Below are 20,204 nucleotides of genomic sequence, written 5' to 3' on the forward strand. Positions count from 1 at the left end.
GCTCATTATTGCGCAGTTTTACTGCGCAGCCGCCGCTTCCGGCACATACACCATCGATCCGTCCTGCAGCCGGTACGCCACGCCGGCCTTGGTGCCATCACCGCTGCCGACCTGGCCACTGGCCTGGTAGCGCACGACCTTCTCGCCCTGCTTGGAGACGATCTCCATATCGGGCTTGCCGGGATTGGTAATGACGGTGACGTCCGCGTGGGTAAACGGGTTCATCGGATTCTGCGCGATGGCCACCAGCAGCGCGGCGATCACCACCAGGAACACGTCGATCAGGTTGACCACGGACAGGATGGGGTCGTCGGCCTCGCTCTCTTCCAGGAACTTCATGCGTCCACCTCCCACTGCGGTTGATGCTTGCCCAGCCACACCAGTTCCTCGGCGAGCCAGCGGCGGCGCACGTTGACCACCCAGAAGGTAATGCTGGCAGCGATCAGCGCAAGAATCACCGCGGAAAACGCGATGGTGAGGTTTTCGCCCACGTTGGCGAGGTTGCCGCCGGACAAGCCCTTCAACGCCGGGCCCATCGGGATCATGGTCGCCACCAGCCCCAGCATCGGCGCGACGCGCGTGGCAATGCGCGGCCACTCCAGCAGCCGGTGCGCGGTCACGTCGAGCGTGTCCGGGTCCTGGATGCGGTGGCGCAGCGCGAACGCCACCAGCACATAGCCGCGGCCGGTCTCGATGCCGTGGCGGCGGCGTTGCCAGCCTTGCATGATGAACTCGCCGAGCGCCCAGAAGGCGTAGAGGAACAGCAGCCCGATCAGGGCCAGCGTCGGCAACAGGAACAACTGGCCGACGTCGTACATCAGGGTTTCAAGCAGGGTGGGAGTCATGATGCCTCAGTGGGTTCTGGATTGTTTCTGGAAGAAGGGCGCCGAACCGGATCGGCGGCGCGGCGGCGCGCGCTGATGGCGCCCCCCAGCATGGCGCCGGCCAGTGCGATGCCGGCGGCAAGCCACGACAGCACGGGCACGAGCGCGGCGGTGGGCGGCTTTTTCTCCACCAGTTGCATGCCTTGCACCGGCACGGTTTGCGGTTGTGCCTTGGGTTCGGGCTGCGGCTCTGACTGCGGCTCTGGTTGCGGCTTGGGCTGCGCCTGCTGCGGCGCGGGCCGTGGCGCCGCCTGCGGGGCTGCTGCCCTGGGCGCGCCGGCGGGCGGTGCCGCCGGTGCCTGCATGCCATAGCCTGCGGCGCCGAGCGCCGTGGCCTGCTGCTGCACGTAGCGATTGAAGCTGCGGTTGTCGCTGCGGATATCGTGCCGCTGCGACAGCGTCTGCCAGCGATCCGCCAGCGTCTTCAACATCTCCCGATCTGTTTTCCAGTAGCCCTTGCGCGCGGCTTCCAGCATGCGCTCGATCACCTGTGCCTGCGCCTGCGGCGCGTTCTTCTCGAACCATTCGTCCAGGCCGAGCTCGTGCTTGTCCTTGACATAGACTTCGGCGAACTCGGTCCACTGGTCGTCGCGCACGATCTCCGGCGCAACCGCGGTCCAGCCCCAGAAGTTGTTCACCGTGTCGAGCACGTTGAGCGCGCCGCTATAGCCTTCGGCCTTCATGCCTTCGATCCAGCCGGGATGGAAATAGCGCGTGCGCAGCTCGGTGGCGAGGAACGATGCGGCCGTCTGCGTGCGCGCATTGCCCGCGTCGCGCAGGTTGGAGATCAGCAGCTCCGGCGCCTTGCCCGTCAGGTGGCGCACGGCCAGGCCGATGCCGCCGAGATACTGGAAGGGATCGTCGGTGGTCAGCATGCCGTACAGGTTGGAGCTGCGCGCCAGCAGCGCGCCTTCCACGCCCTTGAGGTTCTCCGCGTAGAGGTTGAGTTGCGGCAGCTTCTCGCCCCACGTCTTCTCGTCGGGCCCGTAGCCGTACTGCATGCGCGCGAGATAGAGATTGGCCAGCTTGGCGTCCGCTTCCTTGCCGCTGCCGAAGCTGTCGCTGGCCAATGTAGCGTCGTTCAGCCCCGTGCCATAGTTGCCGGTCTCGCTGGCAAAGATGCGCGTGAGCGCCAGCGACTCGATGCGCTCCGGGGTCATGTCCGCCGCCTTGCGTTGCGCCAGCCGCGTGCTGACTGCGCGCGTGCTGGCGGCAACCGCGTTGTCGGGCTCGGGCTGCGCGGCGGCGAGCTTCACCGCTTCGGCCAGCCACTTGATCAGGTTGGGGAAGTGATCGCGATAGAGGCCGGTAGCAGACAGCACCACATCCACGCGCGGCCGCTTGAGCTCGGCGGCGGGAATCGCTTCCACGCCGACCACGCGGCCGCCGCCGTCCCATTTCGGGCGGATCCCCATGGCGGCCATCGCCTGGGCTTCCAGCATGCCTTGATGGCGCATGGTCTCCACGCTCCACAGCGAGAAGGCCAGCTTGGTGGGCCACTTGCCGTGGCGCTTGCGCCAGTCGGCGATCATCGCTTCAGCCGCAGCTTGTCCTGCTGTCCAGGCCTCGCGGCTGGGCACCTTGGAAGGATCGAACCCATACAGGTTGCGTCCGGTCGGCAGCGCATCGGGATTGCGCACCGGGTCGCCGCCGGTGCCGGCCAGCACGTAGCGGCCGGCCAGCGCGATGAGGATGGACTCGCTCTCCGGCGCGGCGTCGAGGCTGGCGTAAAGCGCGCGGGCGCGCTGCATGTCTTCGCGCTGCCTGGGATCGGACAGGTTCGTCAGCGGCGCGCCGTCGATCACGTACTTGCGCAGCAGGGCGTACGGCTCCGATTGCGCGAGCTGCTTGTAGTCGAGCGCGAACAGTTCTTCCGGCTCATCGGGAAACACGCGCTTGAGCCACGGTTGCCCGAGCATGGCCATCACCGTGTAGAGCCGCAGCTCGGGATCCTGCGACTGGCCGAAGGTGTGCAGGCCATAGGGCTGCAACGCGCCGGCTAGCTCGTGCAGATGCGTGTGCAGCGCATCGAGGTATTCGGTGAACCGCGCGCCCGCGCGGGCCTGCGGCCAGCCCATGTCGTCGAGCAGGTGCATGCGCGCGCTGCGCTTGAGGATGTCCTCGCGCAGCGTGTCCTTCACCGCACCGTCGTCCTGCTGCAGGTAGTTGTGCAACTGGTCGTGCAGCACCGACAGATCGGTGTGCAGGCCCGCCGGCTTGAACGGCGGCGTCTGGTGGCTGATGATGGTGGCGCGGCCGCGGCGCTTGGCCTGCAATGCTTCGCCCACGTCATCGACGATGTAGGGATAGATCACCGGCACGCTGCCCAGCACCAGGTAGGGCTGGTCGGTCACGGACAATCCGCGCTCCTTGCCGGGCGTCCATTCCTGCGTGCCGTGGGTGCCGTAGTGCACCAGCGCCTCGCGGTCTTCGCGTGCCCACAGGTAGGCCGCCATGTAGAAGTGGTTGAGCGGCGTCTTGGTGGAGTGATAGAGCGCTTTCTCGGCGGCTTCGTCACGCTCGCCGCGCGGTGGCACCGGCATCAGCGCGATGTTACCGAGCTGCAGGCGCGGGATGGCGAAGCCGGCCACGCCATTGCGCCTGATCGCCATCGACGAGGATTCGGGCTCGCCCCAGCGCGCGCTGACCTCGGCGCGGAACGCGGCGGGCTGCGCGTCGTACCAGCGGCGGTATTGCGCCATCGGCATCCACACCGCGCGATCCGCGTCGAGCAGCGCGGCGAGCTGTCCATCACGGTAGAACGGGGCGAGCAATGCACCCAGATCGCGCTGCAGCGTGAGCGCATCCGCAGCGTCGGTACGGTAGCCAGCCGCATGCAGTGCGGCCAGCGTGGACGACAGGCTGCGCGGCAGGTTGAGGAACGATGCCGACAGGTTCTTCTCACCGGCCGGATAGTTGTAGAACAGGATCGCCACGCGCTTGTCCGCATTCGGCGTGCGCTGCAGGCGCGTGAGCGCCAGCGCCTTGTCGGCTACGGCATCGAGCTGCGCCGGCAGGCTGACGATGCTGCCGTCCTTGTGCGAGGTGGCGGCGGCCAGCATGGGATCGCTCGCGCCGGCAAGCTCGGGCTGCACGAGGTAGAAGGGCGTGTCGGTGAGACTGATGCCGTGCGGGTCGCGCTCCCAGTCTTGCACGTCGCCTTTGCGATAGGGCATGACCTGCAGCACCGGGATGCCGAGTGTTTCGAACTCCGCTTTGCGGCCCGCCGCGTTGAGCATGATCTGGCCGTTGATGAGCACGTCGACGATGCGCTTTGCGCCGGGCGCGGCCATGCGCAGCACGCCGTGCGCATCCATCACGCCGCTGTAGAAGACCAGAGCACGCGCGCCGCGCGCTTCGATGCGCGCGATCAGGTCGTCGATGAAGGCGCTGTCGAGACCGGACACGTAGGCCTGGTGGATGGCGACGCCGATCACCGGCTCGCCGGCGTGGCCGGACACCTTGAGCGCGTCTTCCGGCGAGGCAGTCACCACGCTGGCGAGTCGCGGATGGTAGTAAGCGGCCTTGGGAAAGACCACCGGCGCGGGAATGCCGCTGTCCGCGCGCAGCTTGAACTGCTGCGCGGCCAGCGTGCGCATCATCGCGTCGAAGTTGGCGCGGCCGCCGTTGACGTAGTACGCCTGCAGCGTTGCACCCAGCGCGTTATCCACGCCGTGCGCCTCGAAGCGGTCGGTGGCGATCAGCAGGCGCGGCACGCGCGCATGGGTCCACAGCGGCCCGAGCTTGGCCAGCATCTCGGTAACGATATGGTCGCGCGGCGCGTCCAGGATCAGCAGGCCGGCGCCGTCGATGAACGGCGCGATGTCCTGCGCGCTCATGCGCTCGAGATAGCGCGCGTCCAGCGCCATGCCGTGCGCGCGCGCCATGGCCTGCAGCGGCTCGAACTTGCCGGCGGGCACCGGCGAGGTGGTCAGCACCGCGATGCGCGGCGCGGCCGACGCAGGCTGCATGCCGAGCATCAGCCAGGTTATCCACAGCAGGCAGAGTGTGCGCAGCCACCGCATCTTGATCTTGTTTTGTGGGGACATGTCGGGTCGTATCGCTTCCGGTCAGAACGACAGCTTCACGCTGGCGGCAAAGGTACGTCCAGGCTGCGTGTAGAAGTCCAGGCCCGGCTCGCTGGCGGCCACGCTGCCCTGGCGCACATCACCCCACAGCCAGTACTTCTTGTCGAACACGTTATTCACCGACAGCACCAGGCTGGCGTAGCGGTTGAAGCGCCACCAGCCCTGGAGGTCGGCCACGCCATAGCCGCCCGGCTTGAAGTAGGCAAAGGAGGTGTCGTCGGTGCGCGTCACGGCGCGCGCGCCGCGCCAGCGCAGGCTTGCGCCTTGGCCCTGGCTGTTGCTGCCGCGCTCCCACGTCAGCGCCGCGCTGGCGCGCAGCGGGGAGACGCTGTTGAGCGGCTGGCCGGTTTGCTCGTTGTTGCCGTGCGCGTAGGCCACGGCGCTGTCCACGCGCCATTGCGGCAGGAAGCGATAGCTGCCGCGCCACTCGGCACCGTAGATGCGCACGCTGCTCTGGTTGCGGTACTGGTACGTCGCGCGCAGGCCGGCGAGGCAGGCGGGGTCCGACGGGCACCTCAGCGCGACTTGCTCGATGAAGTCCTTGTAGCGGTTGTCGAACACCGCGACGCTGGTCTGCACGCGCTCATCCGTATAGCGCGCGCCGATTTCGAACGAGCGGCTCTTCTCCGGGTTCAGGTCGCCATTGGGCGCGGCGCCGTAGCCCTGGATGGTGTTGCGGAAGCTGCCGTTGATTTCCTGGTAGTTGGGCGCGCGGTAGCCGAACACGTACTGCGCCCACAGGTTGATGCGGTCGGTGGCTTGCCACAGTGCGGAGAGCTTGGGCGACAGGGCCGAATCACTCTTGCTGATGGCGGGCTTGGAGGCCACGTTGTTGTAGAGCTTGTCGTCGTCCGGGCCGAGCGAGTAGTGGTCAAAGCGCAGGCCGGGCGTGAGCGTGAAGCGGCCGCCGGCGAACTGCAGTTCATCCTGCACGAAGATGCCGGTCTGGCGCGTTTCGCCCTTGGGAAAATCGTGGATCGGGAAGTTGTCGCCGGCCAGCGATTTCGACACCACGCCGGTGGTGCGGTTGTAGGTGGTGCCGTCGCGCATCTCGCTGGTCTGGGTACGCAGGAAGTCCACGCCCGTGATCAGCCGGTGGCCAACGATGCCGGTGTTGAACGACTTGTCGGCCTGCACATTGAAGCCGGTCTGCTGCTGGCGGAAGCCGAACAGCAGGTTCACGTCGCACAGGCTGCTGCCCGCGGTGGAGCCCGAGCATCCGGCGCTGGTGTTGCTGCGTACCTGGTTGGTCACGGTGTCGGACTCGCTCTGCTGGTAGAACACCGCCGCGCTCAGGCGGTCGATGACGCGGCTGGCCGGCTTCCATTCGTAGTCCAGGCTGACACGGTTGCGCGACAGGTCCTCGGTGCCGCTGGCGGAGGTCACGCGCGGCAGCGCGGTGGACAGCCGGCGGATATCGGTGAAGGTATCGTTGTCACGATGCTCGTAGGTCAGCCTGAAGCGATGGCCGGCGGCGGGATCGAGCACGATCTTGCCGAGCCACGCGTTGGTCTCGCTGTTCTGCGGATTGGCCTTGGTGCGGCCGGTCGAGGTGGTGTCGTTGCCGCCCATGCTCTCCACTTCGTGCCCCTTGCGGTGCGCGTACATGAACATGCCCTTGATGGTCTCGTTGCCACCGGCCACGCCCGCGGTCTGGCCGAAGCTGCGGTCGACGCCGTTCCACGACAGGCCGGCCTCGCCACCCACCGCGCGAGCGCGCATCAGGTCCTCGGGATCCTTGGTGACGTACGACACCACGCCGCCGATGGCGTCCGAGCCGTACAGGCTGGAAGCCGGCCCGCGCAGCACCTCGATCCGCTTGAGGAAGGAGAATTCGGGCGCGTCGCGGGTGGCGCTGGACAGGTTGGAAGGGCCGCCGCCGTTGTAGTAGTCGGGCAGGCGCACGCCGTCGACCATCAGCAGCACGCGGTTGCCCTCGATGCCGCGGACATTGATGCTGCCGGCGCCAAAGCGGCGGCGGTCGCGGGGCACGTCGATATCGGGCTCATCGGCGAACAGGGCGGCCTCGTCGACAGGCTGGGCGCGTTCGATCCGGCTGGCGTCGATGGCGGTGATGGTGGAGGCAACGGCGTCGGCGCGCTCCTCGGTGCGGGTGGCGGTGACCACTACCTCGCTCAAGCGGCCGGCCGGATCGGCGGCCGGCTCGGCAGCCAGGGCAGGACCGCCCAGGGCGGCGCAGACGGCGGCAACGGGCGTGACTCGGACAGAGGCGCGCAAGCGCGCCAGACAGCGGCGTTTCATGGATTTTCCCCAAAAAAAACGAAACGCTGGCTGGCTGGTGCGAAGAACGGCGGCTGGCTCGCGTGGTCAGGCGTTGCTCGGCGGACCCGGCCACGCACTATTGAGAATGCGAATTATTATCAATTAGTAACGATTTGTAAAGCATGGATCACCACAATCCATGCCCCTGCGTACGAAGCGCGCCGCTTGGTGGCAATGCCGCAACGAAGCAGAAACAAAAAGGGCGGTGCCGACCGTTCCGGCACCGCCCCCGAGGCGTCGCGATTTGCTACGGCGGCACGCTCAGTGCGCAGCCTCGCCGCCCACCAGGGCCGGTAGACGATTGCCTTGTTCATCGATCTGCAGCGGGCCGGTGCCCGAGAAGCGATCGAGCGCGAGGTAGATCACCGGGGTGATGAACAGCGTGATCACCTGCGAGAACAGCAGGCCGCCCACCACCGCCAGGCCCAGCGGCTGGCGCAGCTCGGCGCCCGCGCCCAGGCCGAGCGCCAGCGGCAGCGCGCCCATCACGGCGGCGAAGGTCGTCATCATGATCGGGCGGAAGCGCAACAGGCAGGCCTGCCGGATCGCGTGCGCCGGGGCCATGCCCTGCTCGCGCTGCGCCGCCAGCGCGAAGTCGATCATCATGATGGCGTTCTTCTTGACGATGCCGATCAGCATCAGCACGCCGATGGTGGCGATCAGCGACAGCTCCACATTGAAGATGAAGAGCGTGAGCAGCGCGCCGACGGCCGCCGAGGGCAGGCCGGCCAGGATGGTCAGCGGATGGATGTAGCTCTCATACAGCACGCCCAGCAGCGTGTAGATCACGGCGAGCGCCGCCACCAGCAGCAGCACCTGCGTGGCCTGGGACGACTGGAACACCGCCGCGTCGCCGCCCCAGCTCGTGAAGATCGCGGTGGGCATGGCGATCTCTTGCTTGTAGGCATCGATCTTGGTGGAGGCCGCGCCCAGCGCCGCGCCCGGCGCAAGGTTGAACGACACCGTCACCGAGGGCAGCTGGCCCTGATGGTTCACGGCAATCGGCCCGACCCGGCGCTCGGTGGTGGCGAAGGCGGAGATCGGCACCATCTGCCCGGTCTTGCTGCGCACGTAGATCTTGGAGAACGCGGTCTCGTCGGCGCGGTCGATATCGGCCGCCTGCAGGATCACGTAGTAGTTGTCGATCGGCGTGTAGATGGTGGACACCTGGCGCTCGCCAAAGGCGGAGTACAGCGCCTGGCGCACGTCCTGGATCTGCACGCCCAGCGCGTTGGCCTTGTCGCGATCGATCGATAGCTGGGCCTCCAGGCCCGATTGCTGCGAATCGCTGGTGACGTCGCGGAACAGCGGATCGGCGCGCATCTTGCCCATCAGCTTGTCGGAGTACTCCTGCAGCTGGCCGGCCTTCACGCTTTGCAGCGTGTACTGGTAGCGGCTCTTGCTCTGGCGCCCGCCCAGGCGCAGGTTCTGCACCGGCGAGAAGTAAACCGCCAGGCCGGCGATGCCCGAGACGTCCTTGCGCAAGGACTCCACCACCTTGGCCATCTTGGGACGCTCGCCCAGCGGCTTGAGCTCGACGAACATGCGGCCCGTGTTGATGGCAGGGGAGGGCCCGCCGCCGATCGAGATCACGATGCTGCGCACGGCGGGGTTCTTGCGCATGCGCTCGGCCGCATCGCGCAGCCGGTCGGCCATGGCGTCGAAGGAAATATCCTGCGGGCCTTCGGCATTGACCTGGATCTGCCCGATGTCTTCTTCCGGGAAGAAGCCCTTGGGGATGATCACGAACAGCACCGCGGTCAGCACGAAGGTCAGGCCGGCCACCGCCAGCACCGACTTGCGGTGCGCCAGGCACCAGTCGAGCCCGCGCGCGTAGCGATGCAGGGTGAACTCGAACAGGTTCTCGAACCACTGGGTGGAGCGCAGCCCGATGGTCTGCTTCTGCACGATGGCCGGCGCGTGGCTGGCACCCGTGTGGTCGCCGTAGGCATGTTGCGACTCGTCGATCGGCACGTTCTCGGCCGACAGGAAGCGCGCGCACAGCATCGGGATCAGCGTGAGCGACACCAGCGCCGACACCAGGATGGCCAGCGACACCACGGCCGCGAACTCGTGGAACAACAGGCCGATCACGCCCGGCATGAAGAAGATGGGGATGAACACCGCCACCAGCGAGATCGAGATCGACAAGATGGTGAAGCCCATCTCGCGCGAGCCGACCAGCGCGGCCTTGAGCGGCGGCACGCCTTCCTCGATGTGGCGCACGATGTTTTCCAGCATCACGATGGCATCGTCCACCACCAAGCCCACGGCAAGCGTGATGGCCAGCAGCGACACATTGTCCAGGCTGTAGCCGAAGGCCTTCATCAGCGCCACCGTGCCGATCAGCGAGATCGGCAGCGACACAGTGGGAATCAGCGTGGCGGCAGCGCGACGCAGGAACAGGAAAATCACCATCACCACCAGCCCGACGGTCAGGGCCAGCGTGAACTGCACGTCGTGGATGGATTCGCGGATCGATTGCGAGCGGTCGTTGACCACGGCCACGTTGACCGAATCCGGCATCTGCTGGATCAGGCGGGGCAGCGCGTTCTTGATGGCGTCCACCACCGCCACCGTATTGGCATCCGGCTGGCGCAGCACGGCCAGCACGATGGAGCGCTCGTTGTTGAGCCAGCTGCCGGTCTTGATGGTCTCGACGCTGTCTTCCACATCGGCCACGTCCGAGAGCCGCACCAGCGCGCCGCTGGGCTGGCTGGCCACGATGATGTTGCGGAAGGCGTCGGCGCTGGCGAGCTGGCGGTTGGCCTGGATGGTGAGCGTCTGGCGCGCGCCGTCCAGCGTGCCCACCGGCGTATTGGCGTTGGCGCGGTTGAGCGCCGTGGCCAGCTCATCCAGCGTGAGGCCGCGCGCGGCGAGGGCGTCCGGGTGGGCGCGCACGCGCACGGCAAAACGCTTTTGCCCGAACACCTGCACCTGCGCCACGCCCGGCAGGGTGGCCAGGCTGGGCGAGATCAGGTTGTCGCCGAATGCATTCAACTCGGCCAGGCTCATGGCCGGCGAGTTGATCGCCAGCAGCAGCACCGGCGCATCGGCCGGGTTGACCTTGCGGTACGACGGCGGCACCGTCATCTCGATCGGCAGCGCGCGCTGGGCGCGGAACAGCGCCGCCTGCACGTCCACGGCCGCGGCGTCGATGTCGCGGTCGTTGTTGAACTCGATGGTGATGCTGGAGTTGCCGAGCGTGTTGGATGAGCTGATCACCGACACGCCGGGGATGGTGGCAAACTGCTTTTCCAGCTGGGTCGCCACCGACGCCGCCATGGTCTCGGGGCTGGCCCCGGGCAAGGTGGCCGTGACCTGGATCACCGGCGAGTTGAACGACGGCAGCGCCGCGATCGGGATGGTGGGGTAGAGCGCGATGCCGGTGACGATCACTGCAAGACACAGCAGTATCGTCATCACCGGACGGCGAATACAGAGCTCGGACAAGGTCATGGTGTTAGTGCTCTGGACTCAATGCTTGGCGTGCGCCACGGCGGCGCTGGCGGCGCCTGCCTTGGCGGCGGGAGTCGCTTCGCGCACCAGGCTGCCGGTGCGCAGGTTCTGCGCGCCTTCCACCACCACGCGCGTGCCGGGCGGCACGCCCTCGATCACGGCGGCGCTGGCGGTCGAGACCTGCACCTTGACCGGCATCGGCTTGACGCGGTTGTCAGGCTGCACGGCGTAGACAAAGCGCCCCTCGGGTCCCGTCACCACCGCCTGCGGCGGCACGGACAGCGCATCCTTGAGCGTCTGCACCACCGCGTCCACGTTGGCGTAGGTACCCGGCCACAGGCGCTGCTCGTCGTTGCCGAACTGCGCCTTGATGCGGATGCTGCCGTACTGCGCGTCCACCGTGTTGTCGACAAAGCTGATCTTGCCGGTGACCGGGGTCTTGCTGCCGTCGTTGGGCAGCGCGGTCACGGCGACCGGGCCGGCGTGCAGGGCCTCGCGCAGTGCGGCGAGCTGGCGCTCGGGCAGCGTGAAGGTGACGGCAATCGGCTGCACCTGGGCGATGGTGACCATCGGCAGCGCGCTGTTGGGCATCACCAGCGAGCCGGGGAACATATTGATCACGCCGGTGCGCCCGCCGATGGTGGCACGGATGGCGCCATAGCTGACCGCCACGCGGCCGGCCTCGATGGCGGCCTGGTCGGCGCGGATTGTGGCCTCGAAGCCGTCGACCTTGGCCTGGGCCGTATCCACCGCGCTCTTGGAGATGAAATTGCGCTCCAGCAGCTCCTTGCTGCGCGCCAGGGTGCGGCGCGCATCGGACAGGTCGGCCTGGTCGCGCATCAGCTGGGCCTGCGCCTTGGCGAGGTTGGCCTCGTCCATGCGGGTGTCCAGCGTGAAGAGCAGGTCGCCCGGCTTGACGGTCTGGCCTTCCTTGATATGCACGGTGCGCACGGTGCTCGACACTTGCGGGCGGATCTCCACCGTGGCGAGCGCGCTCACCGTGCCGTTAGCCGTCACCCGCAGCGGCACGTCCCCCTGCTGCACCAAGGCGGTGGCCACCACCACCACGGGCGGCGCCTTGGTCGCCGGCTTGGGCGCCGTCCAGGCACGCCAGCCGAACCATCCACCCGCGGCCAGCGCGATCAAGACCGCGCCGAGCAACCAGGGCGAAACCCCTTTGCCGGTACCCATCGCCGGACTCCACTTAGCGTCGACAAAGCCCTTGGCCTGGTCGATCCCGTTCGTTTTCATGTGAGGACTCTCTTACAGTGCGCGCAAAATGCGCCCGCTCCCCCGTGGCCCGGCCTTCTGGGAAGCCGGTGCCGCGCTGCGGAAGACCGCTAGTAGTACAGGATCAGGGGCGCTGAAGGCCAGTGCCCGCGCAATCCGCGCCATTACAAACTATTACAGCGCGAGCGGATACCTGCTTGTATCGAGAGCCAAACATTATCAGAAAAGCTGGCTCTGGCGGCCATTGCGTTGCCGGGTGTTGATGCTTTCTATCGACACATCGCGCGGTCCGGGCTCGACGGCCACCGCGGCGCCGGCCTGGAGATCGCCCGGGGTGACCACGCTCAGGTAAATGCCTGAATAACCACTTTGCACCATATGCTTGATCGCATGGCGGTAGCCCATCACGGCGTTGAGCTTGTAGCAGGGCTGGCGGGGCGACTCCACCTTGAGCACCACGTCGCCGATGCGCAGCAGATCCCCCACCCACAGGTCGGTCTCGAGCACGCCCTCCAGGGTCAGGTTTTCGCCCATGGCGCCGGGGACGAGCGGCTTCCCGGCCTCGGGCAGGCGCGCTTCCCGGCGGCGCTCGTTCCACCAGGCGTAGTGTTCGGCCGGGTAGGCGTAGACCGCCTTGTCCAGGCCGCCGTGCACGCTCAGGTCGGCCTGTTCGTCGCCCGCCAGCCCCAGCGGGCGCACGGCCACCGACAGCGGATGCAGCAAGGTGCTGAGCGGGTGCTTGCGGATGCCCGACATCACCACCGCTTCGGTACCCACCGCCGCCACGAAGAGCGGGACCGCCTTGCCGACGCTGATGGCGAGCAGGCGCATGCCATTGGATGTGCTCATGCCGTCTCCTTGATCCTGTGTCCTTTATCTTAGCGCCGGGATTTTCCGAACAGCGGTATCAAGCGGCTGCCGCGTGTGTGGTGCCGCACGGCTGGCCGCTTTGTCCGGGTAGGTTGGGTCAGGCCTGCTGCCGCGCTGCCTCGCACAGGCTCCAGCGCCGTCCCAGCACCCGCGCCTGCTGCGATACCACCAGCGCCAGCAGCATCAGTGCCGCCGCGCCCCAGTGCAGGGAGTCGGCGCCGGCTGTGGCGTAGATCGCCGCGCCGCCCATCGCGTCCAGGGCCTGGCCGAGGTAGATGGAAGACGAGTTGAGCGAGATCGATACCGCCGCGCGCTCCGGCGCCAGCGCCACCAGCCGCGCCTGCTGCGCGCTGTTGGTAGCAAAGCCGCCCACGCCCCACAACATGAAGATCAGCACCAGCGCCACCGGCCCCAGCGTGGCCAGCGGCCACAGCAACATGGCCGCCAGCGACGTCAGCATGGCGAACTGGACGATGCGCGCGGGCGTGGCCCGGTCCATGCGCGAAGCCGCCAGCACATTGCCGCTGACGCCGCAGGCGCCATAAGCCAGGAACATCAGGCTGAGCGTGCCGCCGCTGATGCCATGCACGTCGCGCAGCAGCGGGGCAATATAAGTAAACAGCGTAAACATCCCGGCCGACTGGATCATGGTGGTGGCCACCACCAGCACCATCGGCGTGTGCCGCAGCACCGCGCCCCAGGCCGCCCGCCCCACCGGCTCCACATACAGCCGCGGCGGCAAGGCCCGCCACACGCCCACCGATGCGCCCAGCGCCAGCAAACCCACCAGCCCCATGCTGAAGCGCCAGCCCAGCGTGCTGGCGATCCACGTCCCCATCGGCACGCCCACCACGCTGGCCACGCTCCAGCCCAGGAAGACAAAGCTGATGGCGCGCCCGCGCGTCTGCGCGTTGACCAGCAACGGCAAGGTGGCAGCGGCTTGCGGGGTGTAGATGGCCGCGCCGATCGCGCTCAGGAAGCGAATCGCCATCAGGCTGGCAAAGCTCGGCGCGAAGGCCGCGGCCAGGTGCATCGCGGCATAGACCAGCAGCGCGCCCGCCAGCAGCAGCCGGCGGTCGATGCGCGAGCCAAGCGTGGCGAACAAGGGCGCGCCGACGCAGGTCGCCAGCGCAAACACGGAGATCAGCTGGCCGGCGGTGCCGGCGCCGAGCTGGAAATCGCCGGCAATGTCATTGAGCATGCCGGTGACGATCATCGCGCCGGTACCGATGACAAAATTGCCAAGGCACAGCATCACGAGCCTGGGATCCATGGCGACCGGGGCAGGGAAAAGGAGGTGGGCAGGACGAAAAGCGCGGCCAGAGGCCGCGCGGGAAGTCCGAGTGTAGCGGTTTTGCCTTGTTCGCGTTGAGCGTAGCGCACTCGCCGGCCGAGGGGGGCCGGCGGGGCTAGCGTCTACGGCCTGGCGCTTATCGCGACAGCGCCGGGGTCAGCGCCTTGGGATTGGCGATGCTGTCATGCTTGCCGCTCAGCACATCGAGGATGTTCTGGAAGGCAATGCGGAAGTACATCTCATAGCTTTCGCGCTCGACATAGCCCAGGTGCGGCGTGCAGATGCAGTTTTCCATGCGCAGCAGGGCGTGGCCCTGCAGGATGGGCTCGGACTCGAACACGTCGACCGCCGCCATGCCGGGGCGCCCGCGGTTGAGCGCGGCCAGCAGGGCGTTTTCCTCGACCAGCTCGGCGCGGCTGGTGTTGACGAACAGCGCGGTGGGCTTCATGCGGGAGAAGTCGGCCAGCTTGACTAGCCCGCGGGTCTCGTCAGTCAGGCGCAGGTGCAGCGACAGGACATCGCTGTCGGTAAACAATTGCTCTTGCGACTCGGCCACGGCCAGGCCGTCCTCGCGCGCGCTTTTCTGAGAGTTCTCGCGTCCCCATACCAGCACGTTCATGCCGAAGGCGCGGCCGTAGCCCGCCAGCAGCTTGCCGATCTTGCCATAGCCCCAGATCCCGAGTGTCTGCCCGCGCAGCACCTGGCCCAGGCCGAAGTTGGGCGGCATGGTGGTGGACTTGAGCCCGGACTGCTGCCAGGCGCCATGCTTGAGGCTGGCCACGTACTGGGGAATGCGCCGCTGGGCCGCCATGATCAACGCCCAGGTGAGCTCGGCCGGGGCCACGGGCGAGCCCGCGCCTTCCAGCACCGCCACGCCGCGCTCGGTACAGGCCTCGACATCCACATGGCCGCCAATGCGCCCGGTCTGGCTGATGATCTTGAGCTTGGGGAGTTTTTCCAGCAGTTGCCGGGTGATGCGCGACCGTTCGCGGATAAGCACCACGGCTTCCACGTCGGACAGGCGTGCCGCCAACTGGCCTACGCCCTTGACGGTGTTGTTGAACACCTTGACGTCATGGCTATCGAGCAGGCTGAAGCATGACAGCTTGCGAACGGCATCCTGATAATCGTCGAGTACGGCAATCTTCATCGGAAACTCTAGTTTGGCTATCGCAAGGTGCGCACACCCACATTGCGGCGCACCCATCAACGTTATAGTTTTAGCATCTGCCGCCCGACATCGCACCGGATGCAGCACGCTGCGGGAACAATCCCGCGCGACGCGAAAGTGAGCCGACGGACAGGCAAACGAGACAATACGGCATGGCCCGGAATCGCGCACGAACATTGCTGCGGAGCAAAAAACAGCGGCGTGCGGCGGTGGTATCCTTGCCGGTTCCGATGCCGCCCCAGATTGTCGGTCGAGCCTTGCTCCCGTCACCCGGGCCACATCGGACAAAGCCTGCCCGGCCCTGTCACAGGCGAAGCGCCACTGTAGCGCAGCCGCGGGGCCTGTCGCGACCTTTTGCGCAGTTCCGGTCGCTGTGGAGTTGTAACGGGATGTGACGATCCTGGCCTGAGCCATCCTACCCGGCCCGGTGCGGAACCAGCGGCGAATTGCCGCGGTCTGCCCTGGTCGTGGGGCCGCCGCCAGCCGTCTCCCGACGCGGCAACCGGCCAGGCTTTGCAAGATTTTCCTTTACGCTTTGGAGTTGCAGTATGAACCACCCCGCCATGCAGGGCACGCCCGCACTCAACGTTCCAGCCTGGGTCAAGCACCAGAAGCTGGTCGCCTGGGTCGCCGAGTTCGCCGCCCTTGCCAAACCCGACAATATCTACTGGTGCGACGGCTCGCAGGAAGAGTACGACCGCCTGTGCGAACAGATGGTCGCCGCCGGCACCATGAAGCGCCTGAACCCGGCCAAGCGCAAGAACTCGTTCCTGGCGCTGTCCGATCCGTCCGACGTGGCACGTGTGGAAGACCGCACCTTCATCTGCTCGCAGAAGAAGGAAGACGCCGGCGCCACCAACAACTGGACCGCCCCGGCTGAAATGCGCCAGACGCTGTCCGGCCTGTTCGACGGCTGCATGCGCGGCCGCACGCTGTACGTGGTGCCATTCTCGATGGGCCCGCTGGGCTCGCCGATCGCCCACATTGGCGTGGAACTGTCGGATTCGCCGTACGTTGCCGTCAACATGCGCATCATGACGCGCATGGGCCGCGCCGTGTTCGACGTGCTGGGCACCGACGGCGAGTTCGTGCCGTGCGTGCACACCGTGGGCAAGCCGCTGGCTGCCGGCGAGAAAGACGTGGCGTGGCCGTGCAACCCGACGAAGTACATCGTCCATTTCCCGGAAACGCGCGAAATCTGGTCGTACGGCTCAGGCTACGGCGGCAACGCGCTGCTGGGCAAGAAGTGCTTCGCACTGCGCATTGCGTCCACCATGGGCCGCGACGAAGGCTGGCTGGCCGAGCACATGCTGATCCTGGGCGTGACGTCGCCGGAAGGCAAGAAGTACCACGTGGCCGCTGCGTTCCCGTCGGCCTGCGGCAAGACCAACTTCGCCATGCTGATCCCGCCCAAGGGCTTCGAAGGCTGGAAGGTCACCACCATCGGCGACGACATCGCCTGGATCAAGCCGGGCCAGGACGGCCGCCTGTACGCCATCAACCCGGAAGCCGGCTACTTCGGCGTGGCCCCGGGCACCAGCGAGAAGACCAACTTCAACGCGATGGCTACGCTCAAGGAAAACGTCATCTTCACCAACGTGGCGCTGACCGACGACGGCGACGTGTGGTGGGAAGGCATGACCAAGGAAGCTCCGGCGCACCTGACCGACTGGCAAGGCAAGGACTGGACCCCGGCCATCGCCAAGGAAAACGGCGCCAAGGCTGCCCACCCGAACGCCCGCTTCACCGCCCCGGCCGTGCAGTGCCCGTCGATCGACGATAACTGGGACAACCCGGCCGGCGTCGCCATCGATGCGTTCATCTTCGGCGGCCGCCGCTCCACCACCGTGCCGCTGGTGACGGAAGCCCGCAACTGGACCGAAGGCGTCTACATGGCCGCCACCATGGGCTCGGAAACCACCGCCGCCGCTGCCGGCCAGCAAGGCGTGGTGCGCCGCGACCCGTTCGCCATGCTGCCGTTCTGCGGCTACAACATGAGCGACTACTTCGGCCACTGGCTGGCGCTGGGCAAGAAGCTGGAAGCTGCCGGCGCCAAGCTGCCGGGCATCTACTGCGTCAACTGGTTCCGCAAGGACGCGGACGGCAACTTCGTGTGGCCGGGCTTTGGCGAGAACATGCGCGTGCTGTCGTGGATGATCGACCGCGTCGAAGGCCGCGGCAAGGGCACCGACCACGTGTTCGGCACCTCGCCCCGCTTCGAGGACCTGAACTGGGAAGGCCTGGACTTCACCCAGCAGCAATTCGAGCAAGTCACCTCGATCGACCACGCCGCCTGGCAACAGGAACTGGCGCTGCATGAGGAGCTGTTCACGCAACTCAAGCACAACCTGCCGCAAGCCCTGGTGGATGCCAAGGCCGCGCTGGCCAAGCGTCTGGCTGCCTAAATAACAGGCAGGCCCGGCCTCGCTGACAAACCTGATGCATCGGCCGGAGCCGTCGAACAGGCCAAAACCACACGCTACGACGACGGCTGTCGCTCCAGCCTTGCCAGCAATCTCGAAAGCCCACCCCGGAAACGGGGCGGGCTTTTTTCATTTGGGCCCGCCCGGTCCGCCCTCGGCGCCGGCATGTTCCACGGCGAACTTCACCAGTTCGGCGCGGCCCTCGATGCCCAGCTTGCGCCGCAGGTTGAGCCGGTGGGTCTCGATGGTGCGCACCGACACGCCCAGCGCGGCGGCAATGTCCTTGTTGGCCTGGCCGCGGCCGATGCAGTTGAAGATGTCGCGCTCGCGCGGAGTAAGCGCGTCGAGCGGCCCGGCGGCCGGGCTTTGCTCGGCCATGCTGCGGGCGATGCGGGCGCTGTAGAACACGCGGCCGGCCAGCACTGCGGCGATGGCGGCCATCAGTTCGTCGGCGGGCGCATCCTTGAGCACATAGCCGCGCGCGCCGGCGCGGATCGCCTGGCGCACGTATTCGAGGTTGTCGTGCATCGACACGATCAGCACGGCCAGTTCGGGATAGTCCTCGTGCAACGCGGCGGCCAGTGCGATGCCGCCCATGCCCCGCATGCCGATATCGGTGATGACCAGCTCAGGCATGTGCTCGGCGCTGGCCCGCGCCAGCCAGGCCAGCGCGGCCTCGCCGTCGTCGGCTTCGCCCACCACCGTGAGCTCGGGCTGCAGGCTAAGACGCATGCGCATGCCGTCGCGCACCAGCGCGTGGTCGTCGATCAGCAGGACGCGGGCGGGGGCGGGGGTCATGAGTGGGTGTTTCCTGGTGAATCTGGCAAATTTGGGTTGTGGCGTATGGTCGACTGCACCGGCACTACCGGAACCGCGGCGCTCAGCCTGGTCGCGCCCGGCCCGGAGACGATATCGAACTCGCCGCCCAGCGCGGCGACGCGCTCGCGCAGATTGCGCAGGCCGATGCCGCGCTTCGGATCGAGCTGCATGCGTGCCACGTCGAAGCCGGCGCCGTCGTCCTGCACGGTCAGCCGGGTAGCGTTGGCGTCAAACGCCAGCACCAGCGTGACATGGCGCGCATGCGCATGCCGCTCCACATTGGTCAGCGCCTCCTGGGCGATGCGGTAGAGGGCCGTGGCCTGCTCGTCGGCGAGTTCGCGCGGCTTGCCCGTGTGCGACACCGCAATCTGCAGCCCGCTGCCTTCCTGCATCTCGCGTGCCAGGTGCTGCAGCGCCGCGAACAGGCCAAGGTCGTCAAGCAGGGCAGGGCGCAGGTTGCGCGCCACCCGGCGCACCTCATTGAAGACCGTATCCAGCCGGACCAGCGCCGTGCCAAGCACGGGCGCAACCGAGGCGCCCTCGGCCGGGGCCATGCGCAGGCGGTTGGTGGCGGTCTCCAGCAGCAGCTTGACCGACACCAGCAACTGGCTGATGCCGTCGTGCAGCTCGCGCGACAGCCGCGCGCGTTCTTCTTCCTGCGACTGCACCACGCGCTGCGCCAGCTGCCGCAGTTTGGCGTCGGCCTCGCGGTGCTCGCTCACATTGAGCGCCAGGCCGCTGGCGGCCACCAGCAGGATGCTGATCGCGGCAATCACGCCGATCCAGGCCATGGTCTCGCGGATATCGGTCTCCGCCCGCGCATCGAGCTGGCGCAGGGTGCGCTCCACGTCGTCGAGATAGATGCCGGTGCCCAGCATCCAGTTCCACTCCGGCACGGCGACCACGTAACCCAGCTTGGGGGCCAGTTGCTGCGAGGAGGGCTTTCTCCACATATAGCGCACCGACCCACCGCCGGCGCGGGCCGCGGCGATCAGCTTCTGGATGGTGAGCGCGCCCTGCGGGTCACGCAAGCTCCACAAATCCTGCCCGACCAGCTCGGGCTGGCGCGGGTGCATCAGGTTGCGGCCCTGCAGGTCGTAGAGAAAGAAGTAGCCGTCGGGGCCGTAGTCCAGGCGCGCCAGGGCCTGCATGGCGGCGTCGCGGGTGGCCGCATCGTTGTGGCCCGAGCGCACCATCGGCGCGATCGCGCTTTGCGCCAGTTCTACGTAGTGGCGCAGCTCGACTTCCTTGCTCTGCAGGTAGGCCGCCTCGACCAGCGCGCGCTCGTGGCTTGCCAGCTGGGTGGCCTGGTAACGCACGGCCAGCGCGATGCCGAACATGGCCACGGCGAGCGGCGCGACGGCCAGTAACAGGATTTTCTGACGGAGTTTCATCGGGACCGGGGTAAACACGGATGACGCGCAAGCGGCATGCGAGCGTCGATCTACGTAGTAACACGCAGCATCGCTGCGTAGTTCCGCGCTTGTGCCGCCAGGGACGGGTGTCAATACTACACGCCGGACGCGCGAGTGCCGCACAGGCGGCGCAATGCATGCGTCCTGCGCAGTGGGTGCGGCTAGCGTCTGAGCTGTTTGCATCGCCCGCCTGCGACGACCAGATCCGGATCTTGCGAGACATACCGGGCGTCGACGGAGACATGGCAGGAACCAACCCGCCGCCCAC

12 protein-coding genes are annotated in these 20,204 nt (G+C 67.2%); 1 reads left to right on the forward strand and 11 read right to left on the reverse strand.

Going from position 1 to position 20,204, the window contains the following annotated elements; all coding sequences use genetic code 11:
• Positions 1–18 precede the first annotated feature (18 nt).
• The 9 genes from ACYP5B_RS05720 to ACYP5B_RS05760 form a co-directional block, all read right to left on the reverse strand.
• On the reverse strand, positions 19–339 hold the full coding sequence (locus ACYP5B_RS05720; RefSeq protein ID WP_267604860.1) for a DUF2149 domain-containing protein: 321 nt from the start codon (positions 337–339) through the stop codon (positions 19–21).
• A complete protein-coding gene (locus ACYP5B_RS05725) occupies positions 336–845 on the reverse strand; it encodes a MotA/TolQ/ExbB proton channel family protein (RefSeq protein WP_318234277.1) in 510 nt (169 codons plus the stop codon). Before ACYP5B_RS05725 ends, ACYP5B_RS05720 begins: the two co-directional genes overlap by 4 nt.
• Complete coding sequence (gene cobN / locus ACYP5B_RS05730) at positions 842–4,933, reverse strand: cobaltochelatase subunit CobN (RefSeq protein WP_459568916.1); 4,092 nt, start codon at positions 4,931–4,933, stop codon at positions 842–844. The genes ACYP5B_RS05725 and cobN overlap by 4 nt, the downstream gene beginning before the upstream one ends.
• A 21-nt stretch (positions 4,934–4,954) precedes the next feature.
• Entirely contained in the window at positions 4,955–7,234 is a 2,280-nt protein-coding gene (locus ACYP5B_RS05735) for a TonB-dependent hemoglobin/transferrin/lactoferrin family receptor (RefSeq protein WP_459568917.1), read from the reverse strand.
• Between the two features lie 282 nt (positions 7,235–7,516).
• Positions 7,517–10,714: an efflux RND transporter permease subunit gene (locus ACYP5B_RS05740; RefSeq protein WP_459568918.1), complete on the reverse strand. Its 3,198-nt coding sequence runs from the start codon at positions 10,712–10,714 to the stop codon at positions 7,517–7,519.
• 18 nt (positions 10,715–10,732) lie between these two features.
• Complete coding sequence (locus tag ACYP5B_RS05745) at positions 10,733–11,965, reverse strand: efflux RND transporter periplasmic adaptor subunit (RefSeq protein ID WP_459568919.1); 1,233 nt, start codon at positions 11,963–11,965, stop codon at positions 10,733–10,735.
• A gap of 198 nt (positions 11,966–12,163) precedes the next feature.
• On the reverse strand, positions 12,164–12,793 hold the full coding sequence (locus ACYP5B_RS05750) for an MOSC domain-containing protein (protein WP_318234282.1): 630 nt from the start codon (positions 12,791–12,793) through the stop codon (positions 12,164–12,166).
• 118 nt (positions 12,794–12,911) lie between these two features.
• Complete coding sequence (locus tag ACYP5B_RS05755) at positions 12,912–14,087, reverse strand: MFS transporter (RefSeq protein ID WP_459568920.1); 1,176 nt, start codon at positions 14,085–14,087, stop codon at positions 12,912–12,914.
• Between the two features lie 157 nt (positions 14,088–14,244).
• Positions 14,245–15,258 carry a D-2-hydroxyacid dehydrogenase family protein gene (locus ACYP5B_RS05760; RefSeq protein ID WP_318234284.1) on the reverse strand — a complete coding sequence of 338 codons (1,014 nt, stop codon included), beginning with the start codon at positions 15,256–15,258 and terminating at the stop codon, positions 14,245–14,247.
• A gap of 569 nt (positions 15,259–15,827) precedes the next feature.
• On the opposite strand from ACYP5B_RS05760, the gene ACYP5B_RS05765 reads away from it, so the two are divergent.
• On the forward strand, positions 15,828–17,684 hold the full coding sequence (locus tag ACYP5B_RS05765) for a phosphoenolpyruvate carboxykinase (GTP) (protein WP_459568922.1): 1,857 nt from the start codon (positions 15,828–15,830) through the stop codon (positions 17,682–17,684).
• A 147-nt stretch (positions 17,685–17,831) separates the two neighbouring features.
• On the opposite strand, the gene ACYP5B_RS05770 is transcribed toward ACYP5B_RS05765, so the two are convergent.
• The gene (locus ACYP5B_RS05770) at positions 17,832–18,500 is read right to left on the reverse strand and encodes a response regulator (RefSeq protein ID WP_267604851.1); all 669 of its coding nucleotides are present in this window, start codon (positions 18,498–18,500) and stop codon (positions 17,832–17,834) included.
• Positions 18,497–19,915 carry a cache domain-containing protein gene (locus ACYP5B_RS05775; protein WP_459568923.1) on the reverse strand — a complete coding sequence of 473 codons (1,419 nt, stop codon included), beginning with the start codon at positions 19,913–19,915 and terminating at the stop codon, positions 18,497–18,499. The genes ACYP5B_RS05770 and ACYP5B_RS05775 overlap by 4 nt, the downstream gene beginning before the upstream one ends.
• Positions 19,916–20,204: the final 289 nt, after the last annotated feature.

The organism is Cupriavidus sp. 8B (assembly GCF_054589115.1).

What these genes read in the sequence shown, in the direction of transcription:
- ACYP5B_RS05720 (WP_267604860.1), bottom strand. Translation starts at nt 339, where the DNA reads ATGAAGTTCCTGGAAGAGAGCGAGGCCGACGACCCCATCCTGTCCGTG.
- ACYP5B_RS05725 (WP_318234277.1), bottom strand. Translation starts at nt 845, where the DNA reads ATGACTCCCACCCTGCTTGAAACCCTGATGTACGACGTCGGCCAGTTG.
- cobN (WP_459568916.1), bottom strand. Translation starts at nt 4,933, where the DNA reads ATGTCCCCACAAAACAAGATCAAGATGCGGTGGCTGCGCACACTCTGC.
- ACYP5B_RS05735 (WP_459568917.1), bottom strand. Translation starts at nt 7,234, where the DNA reads ATGAAACGCCGCTGTCTGGCGCGCTTGCGCGCCTCTGTCCGAGTCACG.
- ACYP5B_RS05740 (WP_459568918.1), bottom strand. Translation starts at nt 10,714, where the DNA reads ATGACCTTGTCCGAGCTCTGTATTCGCCGTCCGGTGATGACGATACTG.
- ACYP5B_RS05745 (WP_459568919.1), bottom strand. Translation starts at nt 11,965, where the DNA reads ATGAAAACGAACGGGATCGACCAGGCCAAGGGCTTTGTCGACGCTAAG.
- ACYP5B_RS05750 (WP_318234282.1), bottom strand. Translation starts at nt 12,793, where the DNA reads ATGAGCACATCCAATGGCATGCGCCTGCTCGCCATCAGCGTCGGCAAG.
- ACYP5B_RS05755 (WP_459568920.1), bottom strand. Translation starts at nt 14,087, where the DNA reads ATGGATCCCAGGCTCGTGATGCTGTGCCTTGGCAATTTTGTCATCGGT.
- ACYP5B_RS05760 (WP_318234284.1), bottom strand. Translation starts at nt 15,258, where the DNA reads ATGAAGATTGCCGTACTCGACGATTATCAGGATGCCGTTCGCAAGCTG.
- ACYP5B_RS05765 (WP_459568922.1), top strand. Translation starts at nt 15,828, where the DNA reads ATGAACCACCCCGCCATGCAGGGCACGCCCGCACTCAACGTTCCAGCC.
- ACYP5B_RS05770 (WP_267604851.1), bottom strand. Translation starts at nt 18,500, where the DNA reads ATGACCCCCGCCCCCGCCCGCGTCCTGCTGATCGACGACCACGCGCTG.
- ACYP5B_RS05775 (WP_459568923.1), bottom strand. Translation starts at nt 19,915, where the DNA reads ATGAAACTCCGTCAGAAAATCCTGTTACTGGCCGTCGCGCCGCTCGCC.